Origin of the sequence: Collimonas sp. OK307 (assembly GCF_900113705.1) — a bacterium.
In the GTDB taxonomy this organism is placed as follows: Bacteria; Pseudomonadota; Gammaproteobacteria; order Burkholderiales; family Burkholderiaceae_D; genus Collimonas.
Map to the genome: position 1 here is coordinate 101,576 of NZ_FOQI01000008.1, position 25,165 is coordinate 126,740.

At 57.1% G+C, this 25,165-nt stretch carries 20 protein-coding genes; 16 read left to right on the forward strand and 4 right to left on the reverse strand.

Annotation, left to right across the window (positions count from 1 at the left end; translation table 11 throughout):
* Window position 1: 1 nt before the first annotated feature.
* Window positions 2–340, reverse strand: coding sequence for a hypothetical protein (locus BM205_RS12320; RefSeq protein ID WP_092414849.1), 339 nt, complete (start codon window positions 338–340; stop codon window positions 2–4).
* Between the two features lie 906 nt (window positions 341–1,246).
* Here BM205_RS12320 and BM205_RS12325 point away from each other — a divergent pair.
* From BM205_RS12325 to BM205_RS12340, 4 genes are all read left to right on the forward strand, one after another.
* Window positions 1,247–3,031: a DNA internalization-related competence protein ComEC/Rec2 gene (locus tag BM205_RS12325; protein WP_371326484.1), complete on the forward strand. Its 1,785-nt coding sequence runs from the start codon at window positions 1,247–1,249 to the stop codon at window positions 3,029–3,031.
* 135 nt (window positions 3,032–3,166) lie between these two features.
* Window positions 3,167–3,970 (forward strand): alpha/beta fold hydrolase, encoded by an 804-nt coding sequence (locus BM205_RS12330; RefSeq protein ID WP_092414852.1) that lies wholly within the window; start codon window positions 3,167–3,169, stop codon window positions 3,968–3,970.
* Between the two features lie 113 nt (window positions 3,971–4,083).
* A complete protein-coding gene (locus tag BM205_RS12335; RefSeq protein ID WP_092414854.1) occupies window positions 4,084–6,516 on the forward strand; it encodes a penicillin-binding protein 1A in 2,433 nt (810 codons plus the stop codon).
* Window positions 6,517–6,760: 244 nt separating this feature from the next.
* The gene (locus BM205_RS12340) at window positions 6,761–8,797 is read left to right on the forward strand and encodes an alpha/beta hydrolase family protein (protein ID WP_254783867.1); all 2,037 of its coding nucleotides are present in this window, start codon (window positions 6,761–6,763) and stop codon (window positions 8,795–8,797) included.
* A gap of 17 nt (window positions 8,798–8,814) precedes the next feature.
* On the opposite strand, the gene BM205_RS12345 is transcribed toward BM205_RS12340, so the two are convergent.
* Window positions 8,815–10,461 (reverse strand): isovaleryl-CoA dehydrogenase, encoded by a 1,647-nt coding sequence (locus BM205_RS12345; RefSeq protein ID WP_092414855.1) that lies wholly within the window; start codon window positions 10,459–10,461, stop codon window positions 8,815–8,817.
* Window positions 10,462–10,693: 232 nt separating this feature from the next.
* On the opposite strand from BM205_RS12345, the gene BM205_RS12350 reads away from it, so the two are divergent.
* The 12 genes from BM205_RS12350 to BM205_RS12405 all read left to right on the forward strand — a co-directional run bounded on the left by BM205_RS12350 (window position 10,694) and on the right by BM205_RS12405 (window position 24,400).
* Entirely contained in the window at window positions 10,694–12,841 is a 2,148-nt protein-coding gene (locus BM205_RS12350; RefSeq protein WP_092414857.1) for a DNA polymerase III subunit gamma/tau, read from the forward strand.
* A gap of 85 nt (window positions 12,842–12,926) precedes the next feature.
* The gene (locus BM205_RS12355; RefSeq protein WP_092414859.1) at window positions 12,927–13,247 is read left to right on the forward strand and encodes a YbaB/EbfC family nucleoid-associated protein; all 321 of its coding nucleotides are present in this window, start codon (window positions 12,927–12,929) and stop codon (window positions 13,245–13,247) included.
* Between the two features lie 54 nt (window positions 13,248–13,301).
* The gene (gene recR, locus BM205_RS12360; RefSeq protein WP_175511255.1) at window positions 13,302–13,898 is read left to right on the forward strand and encodes a recombination mediator RecR; all 597 of its coding nucleotides are present in this window, start codon (window positions 13,302–13,304) and stop codon (window positions 13,896–13,898) included.
* Between the two features lie 208 nt (window positions 13,899–14,106).
* Window positions 14,107–15,144: an ABC transporter substrate-binding protein gene (locus tag BM205_RS12365; protein WP_092414861.1), complete on the forward strand. Its 1,038-nt coding sequence runs from the start codon at window positions 14,107–14,109 to the stop codon at window positions 15,142–15,144.
* A 132-nt stretch (window positions 15,145–15,276) separates the two neighbouring features.
* Window positions 15,277–16,086 carry an ABC transporter ATP-binding protein gene (locus BM205_RS12370; RefSeq protein WP_092414863.1) on the forward strand — a complete coding sequence of 270 codons (810 nt, stop codon included), beginning with the start codon at window positions 15,277–15,279 and terminating at the stop codon, window positions 16,084–16,086.
* A 68-nt stretch (window positions 16,087–16,154) separates the two neighbouring features.
* Window positions 16,155–17,006 carry an ABC transporter permease gene (locus tag BM205_RS12375; protein ID WP_092414864.1) on the forward strand — a complete coding sequence of 284 codons (852 nt, stop codon included), beginning with the start codon at window positions 16,155–16,157 and terminating at the stop codon, window positions 17,004–17,006.
* 305 nt (window positions 17,007–17,311) lie between these two features.
* Complete coding sequence (locus BM205_RS12380; RefSeq protein WP_092414866.1) at window positions 17,312–20,140, forward strand: xanthine dehydrogenase family protein molybdopterin-binding subunit; 2,829 nt, start codon at window positions 17,312–17,314, stop codon at window positions 20,138–20,140.
* Window positions 20,137–20,688: a (2Fe-2S)-binding protein gene (locus BM205_RS12385; RefSeq protein WP_092414868.1), complete on the forward strand. Its 552-nt coding sequence runs from the start codon at window positions 20,137–20,139 to the stop codon at window positions 20,686–20,688. Before BM205_RS12380 ends, BM205_RS12385 begins: the two co-directional genes overlap by 4 nt.
* A complete protein-coding gene (locus tag BM205_RS12390) occupies window positions 20,688–21,968 on the forward strand; it encodes a c-type cytochrome (RefSeq protein WP_092414870.1) in 1,281 nt (426 codons plus the stop codon). The genes BM205_RS12385 and BM205_RS12390 overlap by 1 nt, the downstream gene beginning before the upstream one ends.
* 107 nt (window positions 21,969–22,075) lie before the next feature.
* Window positions 22,076–23,086: an XdhC family protein gene (locus BM205_RS12395; protein WP_092414872.1), complete on the forward strand. Its 1,011-nt coding sequence runs from the start codon at window positions 22,076–22,078 to the stop codon at window positions 23,084–23,086.
* A gap of 149 nt (window positions 23,087–23,235) precedes the next feature.
* A complete protein-coding gene (locus BM205_RS12400; protein ID WP_092414873.1) occupies window positions 23,236–23,565 on the forward strand; it encodes a DHCW motif cupin fold protein in 330 nt (109 codons plus the stop codon).
* A gap of 172 nt (window positions 23,566–23,737) precedes the next feature.
* The gene (locus BM205_RS12405) at window positions 23,738–24,400 is read left to right on the forward strand and encodes an energy transducer TonB (RefSeq protein WP_092414875.1); all 663 of its coding nucleotides are present in this window, start codon (window positions 23,738–23,740) and stop codon (window positions 24,398–24,400) included.
* A 40-nt stretch (window positions 24,401–24,440) separates the two neighbouring features.
* Here BM205_RS12405 and BM205_RS24305 read toward each other — a convergent pair whose 3' ends face one another.
* Together BM205_RS24305 and BM205_RS12410 are read right to left on the reverse strand one after the other, a co-directional pair.
* Window positions 24,441–24,617, reverse strand: coding sequence for a hypothetical protein (locus BM205_RS24305; protein ID WP_175511256.1), 177 nt, complete (start codon window positions 24,615–24,617; stop codon window positions 24,441–24,443).
* Window positions 24,618–24,679: 62 nt separating this feature from the next.
* Window positions 24,680–25,039, reverse strand: a complete 360-nt coding sequence (locus BM205_RS12410) for a hypothetical protein (protein WP_217646042.1) — start codon at window positions 25,037–25,039, stop codon at window positions 24,680–24,682.
* Window positions 25,040–25,165: the final 126 nt, after the last annotated feature.

Sequence of the window (25,165 nt, forward strand, 5' to 3'; positions counted from 1 at the left end):
GTTAAAGTCTTCTTCCTGCCTCGTGCACAATCCACTTCCACTCTGCTTCAGTACACATGTCGCAATCCTGCACATGTGCTTCTCGCGTAAAGCCGTTGAGCATTTCGCCGGTGCGACGAACCCGATTTGCCAGGTTGCTAGCGTACTCATCGCAGATTTCAATGCGCTCGTCAGTCGGCGCTGGATAGAGCATGTCTTTGATAATATAGTCGAGTTCTAAGTTATCCCAGGAACGACCTGCAGCTTTACATCGTACGATGTACGCCTGAATTTCCGCGTCTTGTTCGCGAGTAATCGGCAAGCCTCGAAATGCCCGGAATCCGTCGGATTCATTGTCCATATTATTTCCTCTTGGAGCGCCTTGCGCTTCTCTCTTTAAGTCGCGGGCGTACTTTCTCGCGCACCCAAGGTGAAATTACAAATTCCTGCAGTCACATTCCTCGCCAACCGAACCGCTTATCAACTTATCTAGTTGGCAGAGCTATCGAAGGCACGGGCCACTTGAGTAGCTCGCCGGTTCTACGAATGACCCACCGCAATTCCTCATCGGAGGCCCAGCCTGTTTCCAGCAATCGTACGCAGTACTGGGCGAGAATTTCGGTTTCCGATAAGTGCGAGTATTTTCCTGTTCGGTTTCGGCGGCATTTTTCGACGAATACGTGGGCTAAGTCTTCGCACGTTTGCCAGCGATGAAATATTTCTGGTGGTGCGCAACCTTGCGCATAGAGTTTCCCCTCGTAATTGACCATTAGTAGTTTTGGTTGCGTTCCGGAAACTGTGCCGGTATGTCGGTGTAGTGGGAAGTCGGCAGGAATCCGTGAGAAATCATACGGCAAGGCATTTTTAGATGGTTTGACCTTTTCCATGGCGGCATCTCAGGCATCGTTATTGGCGATACCCAATGTGCCACTAATTTTCTGGTGAGGGTAGTGCGTGCTGCTGTATCACAGCATAGCAATCGTAAATTGAATGGAGGCGAGCTGGTCGCTTGTTCAAGTTTTATTGGAAGTGGTACCTGTCTGGTTCAGGTTTTATTGGTGACGATATCCCTAAGTGTTTGATTTATTTAAGAGGATATTTTTTGTGCTCTTCTACCAGTTTTAGCATTAGATGAATTCATCTGTATTTTCTACCGACGCAGAAAAAATTTACACTGCCAGGAATTAGATTTTGAACCGTCTCAACACAAGTAAATTCGCGCCTATTCAGGTTTTATTTGTAAATTTCAAAGCTCAAACTGCTTCTTGTGACTCAGGTTTTATTGTGCAAAAATCGTAATTCAGGCTTTATTGTCGCAGTTCAGATTTTAATTGACTGGAACCATCAGTCCGACTGGGAGGTATTCAATCGTACCGGTATCAGCCACCTTGTCGCCATTTCCGGCTTGCATATCACGATGATTGCCGGCATGTTCGCGGCCATCATGGCGGCGTTGTGGCGCCGCTCCTTTTTCACCAAGGCGGCCTTGCCGTTGCTGCTGCCGGCGCAAAAGGTTGCCGCATTGAGCGGGGCGCTGGCGGCGCTCTGCTACGTGCTGCTGGCGGGATTCGGCATACCCGCGCAACGCACCTTATACATGTTGCTGACCGTCGCGCTGGCTTTGTGGAGTGGACGTATCACCAGCGTTTCGCATGTGTTGTGCGTCGCCCTAGCGGTGGTTTTGCTGATTGATCCCTGGGCGTTGTTATGGCCGGGATTCTGGCTGTCGTTTTGCGCCGTCGGCGTGATCCTGTACACCAGCGTCGGCCGTAGCCAGGCCGTGGCTGTAGAAGGGAAGTCACGCATCGCGCGCTTCCTGGACGTATTAAAAATGGCCGGCGCCACCCAATACGCAGTGACCATCGGCTTGCTGCCGTTGACGACATTACTGTTTGGTCGTGTGTCGTTGATCGGCCCGCTCGCCAATGCCCTGGCGATTCCTCTGGTCGGGCTGGTGGTCACGCCGCTGACGTTGTTTGCCAGCGTGCTGCCGGCGCCGTTGTCGACCTGGCTTTGGCGTGGCGCGCATGCGTTGATCGGGCAGCTGGCAGTTTTTTTGAACTGGTTAAGCGCTTTGCCGTTTGCTGTATGGCAAGCGGCGCTGCCGCAGCCATGGACTTTTGCATTGGCGCTGCTGGCCACGTTATGGTTGCTGGCGCCGCGCGGATGGCCGTTGCGCTGGCTTGCGCTGGCCGGCTGGCTGCCTTTGCTGCTGGATAACGGCAGTCGTCCCGGGGCCGGTGAAATGTGGGTTACGGCGCTGGATGTCGGCCAGGGAATGGCGGTATTGATAGAAACCGCTGATCACCGTTTGCTGTACGACAGCGGCCCCGCTTATTCTCCCGCATCGGATGCCGGCAGCCGCGTCATTGTTCCTTATCTGAGAGCGCGCGGCATCACCGGACTGGATGCGCTGGTGGTATCGCATAACCACGATGATCATTCCGGCGGTGCGTTGTCGATCATGAATAACGTCAAGGTGAACACCGTGTATTCATCCCTGCCGCTGGATCATCCGATTGTCACCGCCGCGGCAGATCACCGGCGTTGCAATGACGGTCAAGACTGGCAATGGGGCGGTATGAAATTTGACATGCTGTATCCGGATCTCGATCACTATTCGGTGCAGGAAGCGGCGCAGGAAGCGTCGAAAAAACACAATCCCAATACGGACAGCTGCACCCTCAAGATAACCCATGGGGCACACGCCATTCTGTTACCGGGGGATCTGGAAACAGCGCAGGAAAGAAAACTGGTTGCCAGGCACGCCGGACAGCTGAAGGCCAACGTATTGTTAGCGCCTCATCATGGCAGCGGCACTTCGTCTACCGCCGCGTTCCTGGCGGCAGTCGATCCGCAAATCGCCATGTTCCAGGTCGGCTATCGCAACCGCTTCCGCCACCCGCAACGGCAAGTGCTGGAGCGCTACCAGGCTTTGGGGATTGAGGCCTTACGTAATGACCAGGATGGCGCAATCATGCTGAAATTCGGCGCTTCCATTGTCGCCGACACGTATCGTGAGCAGCACCGGCGCTATTGGTATGGCCGTTGACGGTGCAGGCGGTAGCAATGCGGTTCTGAGCGCCAGCTCTAAAATTCCCTTTGGAACATAGCTGTTTTGGGTTTTAAATGAGACCCCATCAAGACAGGTCCGCTGTTTTATTTATGAAATACATGAAATAACCTTATGCAACCGATTTTGCACTTCATTCACGGCAACAGCTTTCCGTCAGGAACTTATCGGCAGTTTCTGGAGTACCTGGGACACGATTACGACGTGCGCTCGCTCGACATCCACGCCCATAATCCAAAATATCCCGTCACCGACGGCTGGCCGGCTCTGGTGCAGGAATTGATTGATGAACTGGCGGCGCGTTATTCGCAGCCGGTGATCCTGGTCGGTCATTCGATGGGCGGCGGGCTGGCCTTGCTGGCGGCGCACCAGCGTCCTGACCTGGTCAGTTGCGTGGTGATGCTCGACACACCGGTAGTGGTCGGCTGGCGCGCCAGCTTGCTGCGCGGCGCGAAAGCGTTGGGACTGGATAACCGGGTATCGCAAGCACGCTTCTCTGCCAAACGGCGCAATCTGTGGCCCAGTGCCGAGGCCGCCTATCAGCACTTCGCAGGCAAGCAGGTGTTTGCCAGCTGGGCGCCGGAAGTGTTGCGGGATTACATTACCTACGGGCTGGAAGAAGAGCAGGGCAACATGGTGTTGCGCTTTCGGCGCGATATTGAAACCGCTGTCTACCGGACCTTGCCGCACGATATGGGCAACGTCCTGAAGGGCGGTTTTCCGGTGCCGATCGGTTTTGTCGGTGGCGTCGACTCGGTCGAATGCCGGCAGGCCGGCCTTGACGCGACCAAGCGCCTGGTAGGGAAATATTTCAGGCAAATCCCTGGCGGCCACCTGTTTCCAATGGAAACGCCGGAACTGGCAGCGGCCACCACTCGTCAGATGATTCAATCCCTGTTGGCTTCCCGCACCGTTTAGGCAGCGGGTTTCCGGGTGGCGGATCGCTGATTAGTTAGTAACAAATAGTAGCCATTCGAGGTCTGATGCCCGGCATGTTGTAGGATACAGGGCTATTTCCATCGAATATTGCTATGTCATCAACACAGAAAACCAAGCAAGATACAAATAAGTCCCGCTCTGGCCAGATCGGGAAAAACGGCAAGGGCAGCGTGGCGCACGCGCTGTTGCTCACCATCGGCGGCCTGGTTGCTGCCGGCGTGGTTATCGGCGGCTTGCTGGTGACGTATGCGCTGGTAGTCATGACGCCACAATTGCCGGCGCTCGACGCGATCACCGACTATCGGCCGAAAGTGCCGCTGCGCATCTACACCGCCGACCATGTCTTGATCGGCGAGTTTGGCGAGGAACGGCGCAGCCTGGTCAAGCTGGACGATATTCCGGCGGACATGAAGAATGCGGTGCTGGCGATTGAAGATGCGCGCTTTTATCAGCATGGCGGCATCGATGTCATCGGCATTCTGCGTGCAGGCCTGACCGATATCATGCATGGCGGCGCTTCGCAAGGCGCCAGCACCATCACCATGCAGGTAGCCCGCAATGTTTTCTTGTCGAGCGAAAAAACCTATTCGCGCAAGATCTATGAAATTCTGCTGGCCTACAAGATCGAGACAGCGCTGAGCAAGGATCAGATCCTTGAGGTCTACATGAATCAGATCTATCTGGGCCAGCGCTCCTTCGGTTTTGCCGCCGCGGCACGCACCTATTTCGGCAAGGACTTGAAAGACATCACCTTGGCCCAGGCAGCAATGCTGGCCGGATTGCCGAAAGCGCCTTCTGCCTACAATCCGGTGGTCAATCCGAAGCGCGCGCACGTACGCCAGCAATATATCCTGAAGCGTATGCTCGACCTCAAGTTTATCACCCAGGAACAGTACGATCAGGCGGTGAACGAAGACATCCAGGTCAAGACCAAGGGTAACAACTACAGCGTGCACGCCGAATACGCCATCGAAATGGTGCGCCAGATGTTGTACGCGCAATTCAAGGAAGACACCTACACCCGCGGCCTGAGCGTCATCACCACACTCAATGCTGCCGACCAACAGGCCGCGTATGACGCGGTGCGCAAGGGCGTCATGGATTACGACCGGCGCCACGGCTATCGCGGTCCGGAGGCAAGCATCGAGTTGCCGGCCCCTGGCGACGAGCGTGACCAGGCGATCGAAGACGCCTTGCAGGACAAACCAGACAATGACGACATCGTGCCGGCCGTGGTGTTGAGCGCCGACGCCAAGCAGGTGCAAGTGATGTTGCGCAACGATAATACGGTCACCATCAGCGGCGAGGGCTTGCGCCTTGCCACAGCTGCTTTGAGCCCGAAAGCCGGCAAGAATCTGCGGATTCAAAAAGGCTCCGTGATCCGCGTCATCAATACCGCCAAAGGCTGGCAAATCACGCAATTGCCGCAGGTCGAAGCCACCTTGGTATCGCTGACGCCGCAAAGCGGCGCTATCCGCGCACTGGTAGGCGGCTTCGATTTCAACCAGAATAAATTCAACCACGTGACCCAGGCCTGGCGTCAGCCCGGTTCGACATTCAAGCCATTCATCTATTCAGCTGCGCTGGAAAAGGGCTTCGGACCGGCATCCATCATTAACGACGCGCCGGTATCCTATCCCGGTGCCCCTGGCCAAGGTAACTGGGAGCCGAAGGATGACGACCAGCCAGACGGCCCGATGCCGCTGCGTACCGGCTTGCAACGGTCGAAGAATCTGATATCGATCCGTTTGCTGGATGCGATCGGCGTCAAATACGCGCAGGAATTCGTCACCAGCCATTTCGGCTTCGATATGGATAAAACCCCGCCTTATCTGCCGTTGGCTCTGGGTGCGGGACAAGTCACGCCGCTGCAACTGGTGGGCGCCTACGCGGTACTGGCGAATGGCGGTTACAAGGTGAATCCTTATCTGATCGCCCAGGTAACCGACTCACGCGGCGCCGTATTGACCAAGGTCGAACCGCAGATCGCCGGCCAGAATGCCACGCGGGTGCTGGATGCGCGTAACAGCTACATCATGACCAGCCTGCTGCAATCGGTGGCGCAACGCGGCACCGGCGCCGGCACCAACGTACTGCACCGTACCGACCTGGCTGGTAAGACCGGTACCACCAACGATGCCTTTGACGGCTGGTTTGCCGGCTATCAGAACAGCCTGGTGGCGGTGGCTTGGATGGGTTACGACCAGCCCAAGAGTCTGGGTAGCCGCGAGTTCGGCGCGCAGCTGGCATTGCCGATCTGGACCGAGTATATGGGGCGTGCCTTGCGTGGCGTGCCGAGCTACCAGATGCCTATGCCGGATGGCATCACTACCATCAACAATGAGTTTTACTTCGATAATTTCACGCCGGGCAATGGCTTCATCGCTTCGCTTGGGCTGGGAGCAGGTGCTGCGGCCCCTGTCGAAATCGGCCCTGATGGATTACCGGTACCCGGACCTGTGACGCCGGTCACGCCGCAAGAGGATGAGAAGCAAAATATTCTCAAGTTGTTTGGCGGTCATTGAGGCGACACGAAGTCTGTAAGACAGTCTGAAAACAGACCGGCAATACTCGTTAAGGGTATTGCCGGTTTTTTTGTAAATTGGGCAGCGGTCATCAAAATATTTTTGATATCGCATCGATAATCACGTAGTTTATTTGCCTAAAGGCAACTAAACTACGTGCATTTCTGCAAGCGTCAAATAGTTTTAATCCGTAGTGAAGAGCCGTCCCGGTAGTTAACCAACAGCTAGCCCGAAGGAAGATTCAATGCCTCATGGTTTCCGTAACTTGCAAGGTATCCGGCGGTTCTCCGCGATACTGATGCTGTCGTTGTCCGTAATGAGCGGTATATGCGGTATTTGCGGTACAGCCGGGGCACAAACCCCGGCCAGCTTGCCCAGCGTTGCCAGTTTCTTCGAGCTTCCAACGCTGAGCAGCGCGCAGTTATCTCCCGATGGCCGTTACGTTGCGATGCTGGTGCCCCTCAAGGGCGGCTATGTGCGGCTTGGCGTGATGGATGTTGCTGAGCGTATTCCGAAGGTAGTCGCGAGTTTCGACGACGCCGACGTCAGCGGATTCCATTGGATCAACAATAACAGGCTGGTGTTTGAAGCCGGAGACAGGTCGATCGGCGTTGGCGACCAGCATCAGGGCTCGGGCTTGTATGCAATCAATCGTGATGGTACTGAGTTCAGGCAGTTGGTAGAACGTTCTTTCCAGCTATTGGCGGCACGTAGCAATAACGTACACGGCCCGTTGCCGGCAAATAATCTGTTCTACGCGACGATCAACGACTCGGACGAAATCTATCTCCTCCAATTTGACGTGACCTGGGGAAATGTCGCAAAAAGCCAGGCAGTAAGACCGGTAGGTTTGCTGCGCCTCAGTACCAAGACAGGTCGTTCCACCATGATTGAACGCCCCGGCGTGACCACTGCCTGGCTGATAGACAGGAAAGGAGAGCCCCGTGTCGCCACCACGATCGATGGTGAAATGACGTCGGTGTTTTATCGGGATCCGGAGCAGAACCAATGGCGCAAGCTAGCAGAGTTCAACGCTTATACCGGTGACGGATTCACCCCCTATTTTTTGAGTCCCGACGGTACGCTGTATGTCAGTGCACGCCACGGTACCGACAAAGTGTCCTTATATCGTTATGACCTGAATAAAAAGAGTATTGATCCGGAGCCCGTGGTATCGCTCAAGGATTACGATTTTTCCGGAAGCATCGTTTATAACGATAAGAAAATCCTGGGTGTACGATTTGAAACCGACGCCGACGATACCAAATGGCTGACTCCGGAAATGCAGACGATACAAAAAGCGGTGAATGATTTGCTGCCGTCGACGGTCAACCAGATCAGCGTTGCCTATCATCCGGAGACGTCGTATGTGTTGGTGCAATCGTTTTCCGATATCCAGCCGGCGGTATATTTTCTCTATGACAGTGCGGCGAAAAAACTGACGCTGCTCGGCAGCTCCATGCCGCGCGTCGATCCGCAGCAAATGTCGGCCAAGGATATGGTGCGATATAAAGCGCGCGACGGCCTGGAAATCCCAGCCTATCTGACCATGCCGAAGAATGCTGGCAAGAAGAATTTGCCGCTGGTGGTGCTGGTGCATGGCGGGCCGTTTGTGCGTGGCGGCTCGTGGCGCTGGAATCGTCAGGTGCAGTTCCTGGCGTCGCGTGGTTATGCGGTGCTGGAGCCGGAATACCGGGGCAGCACCGGCTTCGGCTGGAAGCATTTCAGAGCTGGCTGGAAGCAATGGGGCCTGGCCATGCAGGACGATGTCGCCGATGGCGCCAAATGGGCGATCGCCCAAGGTATCGCCGATCCGAAACGGGTTTGCATCGCGGGCGCCAGCTACGGCGGTTATGCCACATTGATGGGTTTGATCAACGATCCCGGGCTGTATCGTTGCGGGATCGAATGGGCCGGGGCGACCGACATCAACCTGCTGTATGACGTCAGCTGGAGCAACCTTTCCGTTGAATATCAGAAATACGGCATGCCGCTGCTGGTCGGCGACCAGGAGAAGGATGCGGCGCAACTGAAAGCTACCTCGCCGATAGTCAATGCTGCGCGCATCAAACAGCCGCTGTTAATGGCTTACGGCGGCTCCGATTTGACGATCCCGGTGGTGCACGGAACCAAATTCCGCGATGCCGTCAAGGCGACCAATCCGAACGTCGAATGGATCGAATATCCGGAAGAAGGACATGGCTGGCGGCTGTTGAAAAACAATGTCGATTTCTGGACGCGTGTCGAGAAATTCCTGAATCAGCAGATCGGCAAACCATAATTTTGTAATTTTGTAGTCTAGATCGCCCAGGTACGCTGCAAAATCTGCTGCTGCAGATGCGCCGCCGCCAGGGTGCCGTAGACGCGCCCGCCCATCGCCTCGCTGCGGCTGGCGATAAACGCTTCCGCGATCGCCGCCGGCGCATGCTGCAACATCAAGGCGCCCTGGACCGTCAGCACCAGGCGCTGCACAAAGCGGCGCCCCAGCATCTCGCGCTGTTCCGCCGGGGTGGCCAGGTCCTTCAGCAAATCATCCAGCATGCTACGCAGGCCGGGATGATCGCGCGCCACCTCAGCCAGTTGCGCCAGCAGCAAACCAAAGCCGGCCGGCTCGCGCTCAATCGCGCGCAGCACGTCGAGGCACATCACATTGCCAGAACCTTCCCAGATCGAATTGACGGGTGCTTCCCGGTAGAAGCGCGCCATCGGTGCGGTTTCGACGTAGCCGTTGCCGCCCCAGATCTCCATGCATTCGCCGGCGAATTCCAGCGTCCGTTTGCAAATCCAGAATTTGGCGGCGGGGGTGACGATGCGGCGCCAGGCGCGTTGCAGCGGATCGTCGGGCTGTTCGAAAGCGCTCGCCAGCTGCAACATCAGCAGCGTCGCCGCTTCGCTTTCCAGGGCCAGGTCGGACAACACGTTTTGCATCAGCGGCTGTTCTGCCAGGTGGCGGCCGAAAGCGCTGCGGTGGCGTGCATGATGCAGCGCTTGTACCAGCGCCTGGCGCATCAGGCCGGCAGAGCCGATGACGCAATCGAGGCGCGTGTGGTTGGCCATTTCGATAATGGTCGGGATGCCGCGGCCTTCGTCGCCGACCATGATGCCGAAGGCATCCCGGAATTCCACCTCGCTGCTGGAATTGGAGCGATTGCCGAGTTTGTCTTTCAAACGCTGTATCTGCACCGGATTTTTACTGCCATCCGGCCGCCAGCGCGGTACGAAAAAGCAACTCAAGCCCATCTCGGTACGCGCCAGCACCATGTGCGCATCGCACATGGGCGCCGAGAAAAACCATTTGTGGCCGGTCAACAGGTAACCGGCGCCGCGGCCGCTACCGCCGGTCAGCGGTGTGGCTGCGGTAGTGTTGCTGCGGACATCGGAGCCACCTTGTTTTTCTGTCATGCCCATGCCGATCAGCATCGAGCCTTTGTGATCCAGCGGAAGATCACGGCTATCATGTTCACATGACAAGAGTTTTGCCTGCAAGGCGGCAAATAACGCTGGTTCTTGCTGCAGCACCGGAATCGAGGCGAATGTCATGGTGGTAGGGCAAAGCGATCCCGCTTCCACCTGGGCGTGCAGGAAGTAACCAGCTGCCCGCGCCACATGGCTGCCGTTTTGCGGCTTGATCCAGGGCAGGGCGTGCAGGCCTTCGCGCCGCAGCAAGCCCAGCAAGGAATGCCAGGCCGGATGGAAATCGACGACATCGACGCGATTGCCGAGGCGATCGAAGGTATTCAGTTCGGGTTGGTGGCGGTTGGCCAGCTCCGCCAACTGCCAGGTTTCCTTGCTGCCCAGCTCGGCGCCGTAGCGTGCCAGCTGGTCGGCGTGCCATTGTCCCTGCAGGCGCTTTACGCCAGCTTGCAGGATGGTATCGTCCAGGAATAGATTGTTGCCATACAGCTCAGGCACCTGATTCGTCACTTCATGGGTTGGCCCTTGCATGATTGATCTCCTGATATTGTTGGGCTGAGGCACTTGACGTTGTAGGGTGGGCACTGTGTGCCCGCACGTTTGCGTTATAACCTGAGTATAAGGCGGCGAGGCGCTGCGTGGGCACACGGTGCCCGCCCTGCAAGGGCCGAATTTGGCCGCCAAGTTTAAAAACCGTGTTAACTTCGTCTGTCAGGTAAAATGCTGTTTGTATTTCACAACCTGCAGCCCATATTCGTCGCCTATGTCCTACCAAGTTCTCGCCCGTAAACATCGCCCCAGAAGTTTCGATACGCTGGTCGGCCAGGAACACGTCGTTAGGGCCTTGACGCACGCCTTGGAGCAACAGCGCTTGCATCACGCCTATCTCTTCACCGGCACCCGCGGTGTCGGCAAGACGACTTTGTCGCGAATCCTGGCGAAATCGCTGAATTGCATCGGGGCCGACGGCAACGGCGGCATTACCGCGGCACCGTGCGGTGTCTGCGAAGCCTGCGTGGCGATCGATGCCGGGCGTTTCGTCGACTATATCGAGATGGATGCGGCGTCGAACCGCGGCGTCGACGAAATGGCGCAACTGCTGGAACAAGCGGTCTATGCGCCGTCGAACGCGCGCTTCAAGGTCTACATGATCGATGAAGTGCACATGCTGACCAACCACGCCTTCAACTCGATGCTGAAGACTCTGGAAGAGCCGCCGGAACATGTCAAATTCATCCTGGCGACCACCGATCCGCAAAAAATCCCGGTAACGGTGCTGTCGCGCTGCCTGCAGTTCAACCTGAAGCAGATGCCCCCCGGCCATATCATCAGCCATCTGGATAATATCCTGGGCCAGGAACAAATCGAATTCGAAACTCCCGCTTTACGTTTGCTGGCGCAAGGCGCGCACGGTTCGATGCGCGATGCGCTGTCGCTGACCGATCAGGCGATCGCCTATGCCGCCGGCAAAGTAACATTGGATGCGGTGCAAGGCATGCTGGGCGCGCTCGACCAGTCTTACCTGATTCGTGTGCTCGACGCGCTGGCGCAAAAAGACGGCCCGGGTTTGCTGGCAGTGGCCGACGATATGGCCAGCCGCAGCCTGTCATATAACGCTGCGCTGCAGGACCTGGGTACTTTGCTGCATCGGGTAGCCTTGGCGCAAAGCGTCCCCGCCGCTCTGGCCGACGATTTACCGGAACGCGAAGAAGTGATCCGGCTGGCGGCCTTGTTCGATGCCGAGGAAGTGCAACTGTTTTACCAGATCGCCGTACATGGCCGTAATGAACTGGGATTGGCGCCGGACGAATATGCCGGTTTCTCGATGACCTTGCTGCGTATGCTGGCATTCCGGCCGCAAGCCGACGGCAGCACGGTAGCACCGCCGCCAGTCAGCCGGCCGCGGCCTCAGGTTAGTGCGGCGCCAGCACCGCAGCCGGCTCCTGCATCCAGGCCTGCGGCGGCGCAAGCTCCGGCGGCAGCATCGGCAGCATCGGCAGCACCTACGGCAGCGCGCCTGAGTAGCGCACCGCAGACGGTCAGCACCAGCGCGCCGGTAGCGCGTCCAGATGCTAGTAACGGCGCCAGCGCCATGAGTCCGGCAAGAGCCGCGCTGGAAGCGGCGCGCGCTGCTGCATCTTCGCGCAAGGGTGGCGCCGCGGCGCGGCCACAGCCAAGCCAGGCGCAAGTAGCGCCAGCCAGCCAGCCAGCCGTGGCGGAAGCCAAGCCTGCGGCGCCCGCTTATGTGAAGCCGGTGCCGCAAAATTCTTCCGTGCCGCCATGGGAAGAAGAGATTCCTCTGCCCACGGATTTGCCAGATACCGAATTTTCCAGTTCGGCGGCTGAAAAAAAAACTGAATCGTACGCACAATTCGCACCCTCGCGCCCATCTGCAGCCACCGGCGGAGTGAATGGCGCGGCAAACAATAATCGTCAAGCCGCGCGTCCCGAACCTGTTGCCCGGCAGCCCGCGGCGCCGGTAGAGCCGTTACCGCCACTGGTCCTGCAACCAGATCCCAACCTGAACTGGGACGGTAACTGGCCGTTGTTGGCCGCCAATCTGGCAGTACGCGGCGTAGCGCATCAGCTGGCACAGCAGAGCGAACTGATCAAATCCGACAGTAGCGGCGCGGCAGTGCAATTCCATCTGCGGATTCCTTTCGACACCTTGCGCTCGGCCGGCAGTGTTGATAAGTTGGAAGTAGCGCTGACCGAGCATTTCGGCCGTAATGTAAAAGTGGAAACCGAGCTCGGCACGGTCCGCCATACCGCCAATGCCCAAGCCATGGCGGCACAGGCAGAGCGGCAGCGTCTGGCAGAACAGACCGCGCAAAACGATCCCTTCATTCAGAGCATGATGCGCGAATTCGGCGCTTCGATCGTGCCTGGATCGATCAAGCCTCTGGGGTAGTCGCTTTTATAATCAACTTTTTGCAGTCAATTTTTTGTGATCAATTTTTTGTAATGAATTTTTTTGTTTTCATAGGAGAAGCATCATGATGAAGGGCCAAATAGCAGGGCTGATGAAACAAGCCCAGGCAATGCAAGACAACATGAAGAAGATGCAAGACCAATTGGCCTTGATCGAAGTCGAAGGCGAATCGGGCGCCGGCCTGGTGAAAGTCGTGATGACTTGCAAGAACTCCGTCAAGCGGGTAGCGATCGACGCTTCCTTGTTGGCCGACGACAAAGACATGCTGGAAGATCTGGTTGCTGCCGCTTTCAACGACGCGGTGCGTAAAGCTGAAGCATTGTCGGCGGAGAAAATGTCCGGTCTGACTGCAGGCATGCCAGCCGGTTTCAAATTGCCATTCTGACCAACCTCATTTTTGAGCATCGCATGACGAATGCAGCATGATGCAGGGCTTGACGTGAAAATTCCTTCCAGTCTTACCTTACTCACCGAAGCCTTGCGTCATCTGCCCGGTGTCGGTCCGAAATCGGCGCAGCGCATGGCTTATCACTTGTTGCAGCATGATCGTGACGGCGCGGCGCTGCTGGGACGGGCGCTGACCCAGGCGGTCGACCAGATCCGCCACTGCGCGCTATGCAATACCTTCACCGAGAACGAGGTCTGCGAAACCTGCCTCGATCCTGATCGCGATCCTACCTTGCTGTGCGTGGTAGAGACGCCGACAGACCAACTGATGATTGAACAGACCCTGACTTTCAAGGGCCTGTATTTTGTCCTGATGGGACGCCTGTCGCCGCTGGATGGCATCGGCCCGAAAGACATCCAGCTGGAAAAACTGATAGGCCGCGCCACCGACGGCGTTGTGACTGAAGTGGTGCTGGCGACCAATTTCACCAACGAAGGCGAGGCCACCGCCCACTACATTAGCGAAACCATGAAAGCCCGCGGCCTGCAAGTCAGCCGCCTGGCGCGTGGCGTGCCGGTGGGAGGGGAGCTGGAGTATGTCGACGCCGGCACCATCGCCCGTGCGATGCTGGACAGGCGTGCTACCTAGTCACTAGCATCTGATATGGCTGATCTGTCATGCTAAAAAAACATAATGACGAGAGGCTACTAATTTCCAGGCAGACAGTATTATCATAGAGTCCGCTAGTAACTGAATTTCCGAACAGCCACGTCAAGATGGCAAAGAAAAGAACCATTACTGACATAAACATAAATTTAGCAGTAGTGAAATAACCCTGGATATACGAGGAGACAATATGAAGTTCAGCTGGAAGCAGTTTGGCATCGCCCTTTGCTTGTTCTTGGCGGGGTACCTGACATTCAATGGAAATTTGTTTGCGCAGACGCCGGAGAAAACCAAAGTATCGATCGCGGTGGGTGGCAAAAACCTGTTTTATTACCTGCCGCTGACGATTGCCGAGCAGCTCGGTTATTTCAAGGATGAAGGCCTGGATGTGACGATTTCCGATTTCGCCGGCGGCGCCAAAGCGCTGCAGGCGCTGATTGGCGGCAGTGCCGACGTAGTCTCCGGCGCGTTCGAACACACTATCAGCATGCAGGCCAAGAATCAACACATCACCGCATTCGTGCTGCAGGGCCGGGCGCCGCAAATCGTCATGGGCGTGTCCAACAAGACCATGCCTAACTATAAGTCGATTGCAGATCTGAAAGGCAAGAAGATCGGCGTTACCGCGCCGGGCTCTTCGACCAGCATGATGTCCAATTTCGTCCTGGCCAAGGGCGGCCTGAAGCCGACTGATGTCTCCTACATCGGCGTGGGCGCCTCGGCCGGCGCATTGTCAGCGCTGCGCAGCGGTTCCATCGACGTGATCGTGAATCTCGATCCGCTGATCACGATGATGCAGCAAAATAATGAGATCAGGATCATTGCCGATACGCGTACGTTGAAAGACACCAATGCCGTGTTTGGCGGCCCGATGCCGGCAGCCACCTTGTATGCCTCCGCCGATTTCATCAAAAAATACCCGAATACTACGCAGGCTCTGACCAACGCCATGGTGCGTGCCCTGAAATGGCTGCAGAAAGCCGGGCCGTCGGACATCGCCAAAACGGTGCCGGAGAGTTATCAGCTGGGTGACCGCGCTTTGTACATCGAAGCTTTCATGAAAGTGCGTGAAGCGTTGTCACCGGACGGTACGATTCCTGACGCCGGCCCGAAAGTCGCGCTGCATACATTAGAAGCATTCGATCCTGATCTGGCTGGCAAGAATATCGACCTGTCGCAAACTTACACCAATGAGTTTGTAAAGAAGGCCAACGCCAAGTACAAATAATACAAGTAGGGTGGGCAAGTATTTTGGCCCACGCGTGACCTCAAATCCGTCGTCATGCTCGTCTCGATAACGCGTGGGTCAAAATACTTGCCCGCCCTACCACTCAGCAATAACAAGCCAATCCCCACTCCCATGATTCCAGCTCTCCATCTCGACAACGTCAGTTGCACCTTCATCTCCAAAGACGATCGCTCCCAGCGCTACACCGCAGTCGCTGACACCAATTTGTCGATTGCGCCGGGCGAATTCGTTTCCGTGGTCGGGCCGACCGGATGCGGTAAATCGACCCTGCTGAATGTCGGCGCCGGTTTGCTGCAGCCTTCATCCGGCAGCGTCAAGGTGTTTGGCGAGCCGTTGCTCGGCATCAATCGCCGTGCCGGGTACATGTTCCAGGCCGAGGCGCTGATGCCGTGGCGCAGTGCGCTGCAGAATGTCATCGCCGGCTTGCAGTATCGGGAAACCGATGAAGCCAAGGCGCGCCAGCTGGGTGAAGAATGGCTGGCGCGGGTTGGTCTGCAAGGCTTTGGCGACCGCTACCCGCATCAACTGTCGGGCGGCATGCGCAAGCGGGTGGCGCTGGCGCAGACCTTGATTCTGGATCCTGACATCATCCTGATGGATGAGCCGTTTTCGGCATTGGATATCCAGACCCGGCAACTGATGGAAAACGAAGTGCTGGAATTATGGAGCGCCAAACGCAAAGCGGTACTGTTCATCACCCACGACCTGGATGAGGCGATCGCCATGTCGGACCGGGTGGTAGTGCTGTCAGCCGGGCCGGGAACCCATCCGATCGGCGAGTTCGTGATTGATTTGCCACGCCCGCGCGATGTGGCTGAGATCCGTAACGAGCCGCGCTTTGTCGAACTGCACCAGCAGATATGGAGCGTGCTGCGGGATGAAGTGCTGAAGGGTTACCAGCAGCAAAAGAAAGTCGCTTAGAAGTGGGAAGCAGCGCAAAGCAGCACAATCTGGAATAACAAGAATAGATACGAAGGTAAAACGGAACCATGTGGAAAGCCATCAAGCCGAACTATAAGAATCTACGGGTATATCAAGCCTTGGTGCTGGTGATATTTTTCATCATCTGGCACCTGGCGACGCGCAATCCGCAAACGGCATTTTTCTTTGGTGAGCCGATCAAGGTGCTGCAACGTGTCTGGCAGTGGTTTACGGTCGGCAGCGGTTCGCTGGAAGTCGGTTTCGGCGACCACACCTGGTTCACCATGACGTTCCCGGCGGAGATCTATTCGCATCTGCTGATCACCCTGACCGAGACCATGCTGGCGTTCGGCATAGGTACGGTATTCGGTCTTGCAGTCGGACTATGGCTGGCCCTGTCGCCTTTGACGTCGGCCATTCTGGACCCTTACATCAAAGCGTCCAACGCGATGCCGCGGGTGATCCTGGCGCCGATTTTTGCGATGTGGTTCGGGCTTGGCATCTGGTCCAAGGTGGCGCTGGCGGTGACGCTGGTATTTTTCATCGTATTTTTCAACGTCTATCAAGGTGTCAAGGAAGTTAGTCCGGTAGTGCTCGCCAATGCCCGCATGCTGGGCGCCAACCAGCGCCAGTTGTTGCGCACCGTGTACCTGCCGTCAGCCACCTCGTGGGTATTTTCCAGCTTGCATACGTCGGTTGGACTGGCTTTTGTCGGCGTCATCGTCGGCGAGTACCTTGGTTCGGCACGCGGCGTCGGCTATCTGATCTTGCAGGCTGAAGGCGCGTTCGACATCAATACCGTGTTTGCCGGAATTCTGGTGCTGACCGCTTTTGCGCTGGTGCTCGATACGGTGGTGGGGATGATTGAAAAACGCTTAATGAAATGGCAACCAAAGAGTGGCGAGACCGAGCGGCTGTGAGCAGTGCCGTGATCGCGTACCGGTAATTGATTTGCTTTTAAGTAAAAAGCCGGTCGTAATAATATATTTTCAACAAATATTCCAATAAATTATTTTTAATAAATAGGTGCAAAACGCATTACGAAAACCATCAAATCATCTATTCTCAACATGTCAAAGTGATTATGTTGCTAGTTCTCCAATGTTATACAATGCCGACCCCCAGATGAATGCCCGGCAGGGGCTTTTGATGGATCCAATGAGCATCTGTAACAGCCGCTAGCGAACAACGGTTGGGGTGCTCCTTGGCTTTTGAGGAGAAATAAATGACAAAACTCGACCTTTCGCGTCGTAGTTTTTTGAAGGCTAGCGTAGTGGCCGGCGTATCGGTTTACGTGGCGCCTATCGGTGGCAAAGCGTTTGCTGCCTTGTTTGAAGAAAAAATCCTGACGCCCATCCAGTGGGATAGCAGCAACGGCCAGGTCAAATTCCGTATCGATGGTATTGCCAAGGTAACCGGCGCCAAGGTCTTCGCACGCGATGTACGCGCCCGCGACATGCCGCACTGGCCGAACCAGCAAGCGCATGCATTCATCCTGCGTGCTACCAAGGCAGACCGCAACTTTCTCGGCTTTGACCTGAGTATGCTTGGCGACGAACTGAAGCCAGACCGGGTAGTCACTGCCGCCGATCTGGTGCGTGACGGCGTGGCTTTCCCGGCGTTTTACGGTGAAGACATGTTGCTGCCGGCCGGTAAGACGCCGGCCTACCTGGGACATGCCGTGGCGATCCTGATCTATAACGATTTCGCCCGTTTCCGCTTTGCCAAAGACAAGCTGCAGTTCAAGGATGAAATCATCCAGTACGGTCCGGTCACCGGTCCGCTGGAACGCGATCCGTGGGGCACGTTCCGCTTTGTGCGGGTAGGTGGTGCGACATCGTTCGACGATGACGTCTTCTCCAGCCTGAAGAATGCGCCGGTATTCCCGAGCATGATGCGCAAGCACCAGCCGGTATGGCCGGACGGCCAGGAACACGGCAAGCTGGGCGAGCAGGGCATGTTTTACGCCGCCCAGATCCAGGATCAGCTGGATCATCCGCCGGCCGACTGGCTGGTCATGGAACGCGACTACAGCACGCAGTCGGTGGATACCGCGGCGCTGGAACCGGACAACGCCAACTGCTGGTACGACAGCACCAACCAGGCCCTGCACATGGTGGTGCCGACCCAATCGCCAAGCGAGGTGGTGGAGAGCGCCATCGAGATGATGAAGAAGGGTAAATTCCCGCTCAAGCAGTTGTTCCTCCATCCTTGCTACACGGTCGGTTACGGCTCCAAGGATCATTACAATTTCCCGTTCTACGGCCTGGTGACTTCGCTCTATGCTGACGGTAAACCGGTGCGTCTGGCGAACGATCGCTATGAACAGTTCCAGACTTCGATCAAGCGTCACGCCTTCAAGATGCATTACCGCATCGCGGTCGATCGCAAGACCGGCTTGCTGCAATCGTTCAAGGGGGAGTTCGAAGCCAATGGCGGCGGCCGCGCCAATTTCTCGCCATCGGTAGCGATGGTGGGTGCTACCGCAGCGCAATCGATTTACTATTTCCCGAAAAACGACCTGGCCGCCGTCGCCATTGCAACCCGTGCAATCGACGCCGGTTCCGCGCGCGGCTACGGCACGCTGCAAAGCATGGCTGCGACCGAGATGATGATCGATGAAATGGCAGAAAAGCTTGGTCTGGACGCCATCGATTTTCGTTTGACGAATGCGCTGCGCTCAGGCATGAAAAATACCCAGGGCGCGATTCCCGCAGGCGCGATCCGGGTTGACGAAGTGCTGCAGAAAGCCAAGAACCATCCTTTGTGGATCAATCGCGCCAAGAAAAAATCGGAATACGAAACTGGTCATCCGGGCTACCGTTACGGCGTCGGCTTTGCCTGCGTACAGAAGGATTTCGGTACCGGCGCCGAGACCTCGTTTGCCAAAGTGGAAATCGGCGCCGACGGCCGGATTCACCTGTCGCACAGCGGCGCCGAAATCGGTACCGGCATGTCAACCTCGCAAGCGCTCGCCTGCGCCAAATGGCTGGGCAAACCCGCGCATGAAGTGCGCACCTCCGTCACCGACTGGGGCGATCTGCCAGTAGTAACCAGCGGTGATCCGTACATCATGAGCCAGGCCGATCAAGACAAGCTGGCGGCCAATCCACGCTGGTCGCCGGGGTATGTTTCGCCATCCAGCGCTACCAATTCGGCGTTCTACTTTACCCATAGCACGCGCGAAGCGGCGCGGGTAGTCTTCATGCACGGCCTGTGGCCCGCGGCGATGGCGATCTGGAGCACCGGCATCGGCGGTGGCCAGGCGGCGCCGCTGGTGGTGCGGGTTGAAGATGCGCGCTGGGTCGATGGCAAGTTGTCCGCCGCCGGCCTGGAAGCACTGCCATACGAACAGCTGGTGAAGAAAGCCAACGAGTTGGGATTGGTGACCGGCGCCACCGTGCACGTCTTCAATCGCTGGCAATGGACTGAGGCCGAGTTCGAGATTCTCGGTAATGTGGTCCGGATCCCGCTTGACGGTTTATCCGTGCATTATGGCGACGGCGCCGACCAGGCGCGCAAGGGCAAGATGAGCACCGCCGGCGGTTACGAAGTACTCAATCGCAAGAAGGTATTCATTCCGCCGACCCAGCGTAACAACGCTGCCGTGACTTACTACAGCGCAGTCGGTACGCTGGTCGAACTGGCGGTGCACGAAGCCAGCGGCAAGGTCGAGTTGCTGACGCATCATTCGATCATGGAATGCGGCAACCAGCTATCGCCGCAACTGGTCTCAGGACAGTTGCAGGGCGGTTTGGCGATGGGCATCGGCCACGCCTTGCACGAATTTCTGCCGCTCTATGAAGACGGCCCGGGCAACGGCAGCTGGAACTTCAATCGCTACGAACTGCCGCGTGCCAAGGATGTCGCGGTATGGACCCAAACCGGCGAGGTGCTGCCGCCGCTGACCGAGACCGATCCACCCAAAGGCATCGCCGAAGTGGTGATGATTCCGGTAGTCGGCGCCATCGTCAACGGCATCGCCCACGCCATCGGCCATCGCTTCACCGATCTGCCGGTAACTCAACAAAAAATTCAGGAGGTTCTGGCATGAGCATGACTATCCACCCCATCACCATGCATATCAACGGCAAGCCGGTCGGCCCGGTGCCGGTGCCGGACGGCATCATGATGATCGATTTCCTGCACGAATACCTGGACCTTACCGGTTCGCGCCTGGGCTGCGGCCAAGGCATCTGCCGCGCTTGCGTGGTGATTCTCGACAAGCCGGACGGCACCAGCGAGGAAGTACGTTCCTGTATCACCGGCGCACACTTTTTCGAAGGCAAGAAAGTGCGTACCGTGGAAGGCCATGCCCAGCGCAACGAGCAGGGCGAAGTGGTGGCGTTGTCGCCGATCCAGCAGAAATTCCTTGAGCATTACAGCTTCCAGTGCGGTTACTGCACTCCGGGTTTCGTTAATGCGGCCACGGTACTGCTGGAAAAACTGAAACGCCAGCCAGTCGGCAAGGATCAGCTCGATCAGGCTATCACTGACGGATTGAACGATCATATCTGCCGTTGCACCGGCTACGTGCGCTACTTCGAAGCGGTCAAGGAAGTGGCGTTGACAACGCCAGGACTGGTAAAGGATGCCAAGTGATGACTAAGGTCCGATATCTCCGCAATGCATTGCGCATTGCGGGCGCGCCGCTGCTGGCGGCCGCGTTGCTGGCGGCTTGCGATGGCAGCAGCAGTTCCGCCGCCCAGGCTACCAGCCAGAGCGCAGTCAAACCTGGCAGCGCCGATCAATTAGCCCTTGGCCGCTACCTGACCAAAGCCGCCGATTGCGCCGCCTGCCACACCACTGCCACGGGTGCGGCGTTCGCCGGCGGAGTCGAGCTGGCTTCGCCGTTCGGTAAGTTCTACGGCTCCAACATCACGCCGGACAAGCAGCACGGCATCGGCAAATGGAGTGCCGATCAGTTCTACAAGGCTCTGCATGATGGTGTGACGCCGGACAAGCACTTGTATCCGGCCATGCCGTACACCTCGTATCGTTCGATGACGCGCGCGGATAGCGACGCCATTTACGCCTACCTGATGCAGCAAAAGCCGGTCGCCGTGCCCAGCAAGGAAGCCGATCTCAAATTCCCGTACAACATGCGCTTCGGCATGATGTTCTGGAACGTACCGTTCCTGAAGAATTCGCTGACCGACGCGTCAACCGGCCAGTCTCCGGCCTGGTTGCGTGGCCAATATCTGAGCAATGCTCTCGGTCACTGCGCGGAGTGTCATTCGCCGCGCGGCGTTTTTGGCCAGCTTGACCTGTCCAAGCCGTTGACCGGGGCTGCTCTCGGCCGCGTTGCCGCGCCGAATATCACGCCTGCCGGTTTGGCGGCGGTGGGCTGGACTGCCGCGGATCTGCAAACCTTTTTCTCGACCGGTATCGCGCCTCAGGGTTCGGCCTACGGCGAGATGTTCCCTGTGGTGCATCTGAGTACGCAGTATCTGAGCAAGGAAGATCTGAACGCGATCACCACCTATCTGATGGGCGACAAGCCGTTGCCGCCGGAACCAGTCAAGGCCATCACCGCAGATGCAACTGAACTGGATGCCGGCAAGCGTTTGTACACCGCAGTCTGTGCCGGTTGCCATGGCTTCCAGGGTGACGGCAAGCCGCACGTGGCGGTGGCGATGAAGGGCAATTCGACGGTACGCAATGCCGATCCGCATAATTTGATCGTAGCGATGCTGGACGGGATTGAAGCGCAGAAATTCCCCGGCACTGAAAGCCTGCAGGATATGCCCGCTTTCAGCGGCCAGCTGAGTGACAAGGAACTGGCGCAATTGACCAATTTCCTGCGCGCGACCTGGGGCGGCCAGGCGGCCGACATCACGTCTGATCGTATCAAGGCGATGCGGCTGACGACGGCACATTAAGCGCCGTAGAGTGGTTTCAGAGCAGGATCGACCGTGCAAGCGGCCGATCCTGTTTTTCATTACACTGATAAAAATCCAAATTGGATCAGGCAAGGATCAAATAAGCCATGAACGCAGTCGATTATCAAGTATTGAAAAGCGCTGTCAGCTGGCTGCAGCAAGGAAAGCGGGTAGCCATGGTGACGGTCGTGCGCAACTGGGGTTCGGCGCCGCGTCCGCTCGGGTCACTGTTTGCGATAACGGATGATGGCGATTTTACAGGCTCGGTCTCGGGCGGTTGTATCGAAGACGATCTGATGCAGCGCTTTTCAGCAGCCTTCCCGCATCAGATCGAACTGGTGCGTTACGGTATCAGCGCCGAACAGATGCGCCGCTTTGGGCTGCCTTGCGGCGGTACGCTGGAGCTGGTGATTGAGCCGCTGACCGACGCCGCCTCGCTGACGCCGCTGCTTGAAGCAGTGGCCGGCCGCCACCTGGTCCAGCGCCGCCTGAACATGCGTAGCGGCCAGGCCAGCGTCGAAGCCAGCGATGCCGATTTTGCATTGCGTTTCGATGAAGCAGAACTGGTGCAGGTATTCGGCCCGCGCTGGCGCCTGCTGATCATCGGCGCCGGCCAGGTCTCCGAATATCTGGCGCAGATGGCGCCCGCGCTGGATTTTTCTGTTTATCTGAACGACCCGCGCGAAGAGCAGCGCCGCAACTGGCAAGCCGACGGCGTGACCTGGCTGGATGGCATGCCGGACGATGCCGTGCTGGCTTTCAAGCCTGACCGCCGCACCGTGATCGTCACGCTCAGCCATGATCCCAAAGTCGACGATATGGCGCTGATGGAAGCACTCAAGACGGACGCTTTCTATGTCGGCGCGATCGGCTCGATGGCAAGCACCGAGGCGCGCAAGGAACGGTTGCTGATGCTGGATTTGAGCCCCGCGCAGATTGAACGCTTGCATGCACCGATCGGCTTGTCTATCCTGAGCCGTTCACCGGCAGAGATTGCGGTGTCGGTACTGGCCGAGCTGGTGATGTTGCGCAATCGCGGCAGTGTGACCGTGTCGCCATCTAGTTGTGCTGTTGGTGCCAATGGCGCCAGTGGTCTAAGGATGGTCGAGCGGCCTTGACTGGTTGCGACGAGCACGACGAACTAACCGGGGTCAGAGTGAACTTTCGGCATGCCTTACCGCCGAAACTTCACTCTGACCCCGCTTAGTGGACCACGGAGTAGAAGCAGTTAAAACTGAAAGAAACAAACAAGCGCCAGGGGAAAAACATGAAGATGACTGATATTCCGTTCGGGACCACGGACTGGGAGACGGTTGAGCGCACCGAGCACAAAGGCGAAACCGGGATGGCGTATTGGCGCACCTGTCACTTCGGCGGAATTCGGGTCCGCATGGTCGATTACACGCCAGGCTATCTGGCCGACCATTGGTGCACCAAGGGGCATATCCTGTTTTGCCTTGAGGGCGAACTGCACACCGAACTGGAAGACGGCCGCAGGTTTGTTCTGCACGCTGGAATGAGCTACCAGGTTGCAGACGGCGCCGAGCCGCACCGGTCTTTTACTACGACCGGCGCCAAGCTGTTCGTGGTCGACTGAGCGACGCGTCTGGCGGCAAGTTTGTAGCGGAATCTTTACTGTTGCCGCTAAGCTGCTAATATGAAACTAGGCAATCCGATAAGAAGTTAGCGTACCGGCGAGCGGGGTATTGCCGTCGATAAGACGATTGCCGCAAAAGCGAATGAGCGGGCAGGCAGACAGGAGTCCTTAAATGGATTTCACGCTTGATGGGGCCAACCCCGGCAGGAAATGGGTTGGCGTCAGTATCGTTGTTCTGATGCATATGGCGGTTGTGTATGCACTGGTGACAGGCTTGGCCCGGAAAGTCGTCGATGTCATCCAGGAGCCGGTGATCACCAAGATCATCGAAGAAATCAAACCGCCGCCGCCTCCACCGCCGCCAGACAAACCGACCCCGCCAGCACCGAAAACCGCTGCGCCACCGCCGCCCTACGTGCCACCGCCAGAGGTCAAGGTACAACCGCCGCCCCAGGAAAACGTGATTGCGGCGGTAACCAATGTCAAGCCGCCGACAAACGATCTGCCTACCTCTGTAGCGCAACCGACAGCTACAGTAACGCAGGCGCCTGGCCCGCCGGCGCATACCAGCGCCAGGGTCGCCGGGAATTGCGAAAAGCCGGAATATCCGAAAACATCCTTGCGCAATGAAGAAGAGGGCAGCGTGAATGTGAAGCTGACTATCGGCGCCGACGGCCGTGTGGTGGATGCTGCGATTGAAAAAAGCAGCGGTTTCAAAGACCTGGACAGAGCAACCTTGAAAGCCTGGAGTCTTTGCCATTTCACACCTGCCATGGCCGATGGCCAGCCGGTGCAGTCAACGACACGAATGCAGTATGTGTGGAAGCTGGAATGAAAAAAATTGGCGTTGCCGGTATTTTTTTTCATCCAGTTACTTAACTCTTCTGTTCTGATTTTAATTTACGACGAAGACGGATATTGTCGATGACGAGAACGAGCAGCGCGATGGTCGAGAGCACACCAAAACCGTCGTTGCCCAGAAAGTGCCAGAAGGCCCACGCTATGATTGCGAGCACGAACGCAGCGCCAAGAAGCTGAAAACCATGCGTCATGCGTACGCTGCCCGAAACCGATAGGCTTTTCTTGCCGGCGCCGCGGAGTTATAGATACCCGGTCAGCGACGAAGATCACCGAGGAGCCAAGGCCGGCTGAGGTTGTAGCGACGAGAGATGCGCAGAACGTCGGACAGAGATGTCTCCCCTGCGAACGAACGCCCCGTTGCCACGGCAATGCTGCCGATGACGGCACCAACATAAAAAGCAGCTGAACACGCTGCTATGATGCCCAACCCCTCTAATCGGGTTCCGGCACCGATCAATTCTCCGATAGTGACGGTTTTCCCAAATTTATCAATCTGAGACAGGATGATGCTGGCATTCGCGACAGCTGCCTGTACTGAACCGAACAGGGAAGCTGGCGCTGGGAGGCCGAGGCCCTCCATATTCTCTTTGAAATAGTCGTAAAAACTTGGCATGCTATTTATTTCCTTATTGTGAAGCGTATAAGACAAAAAACAACGCGCATTTTCCGGTCAGTCCAACAGTTAAAATTGCATTTTTTGCAATATTTTGAGGTTGCACGTCAAAGTGGTATCTGTCCA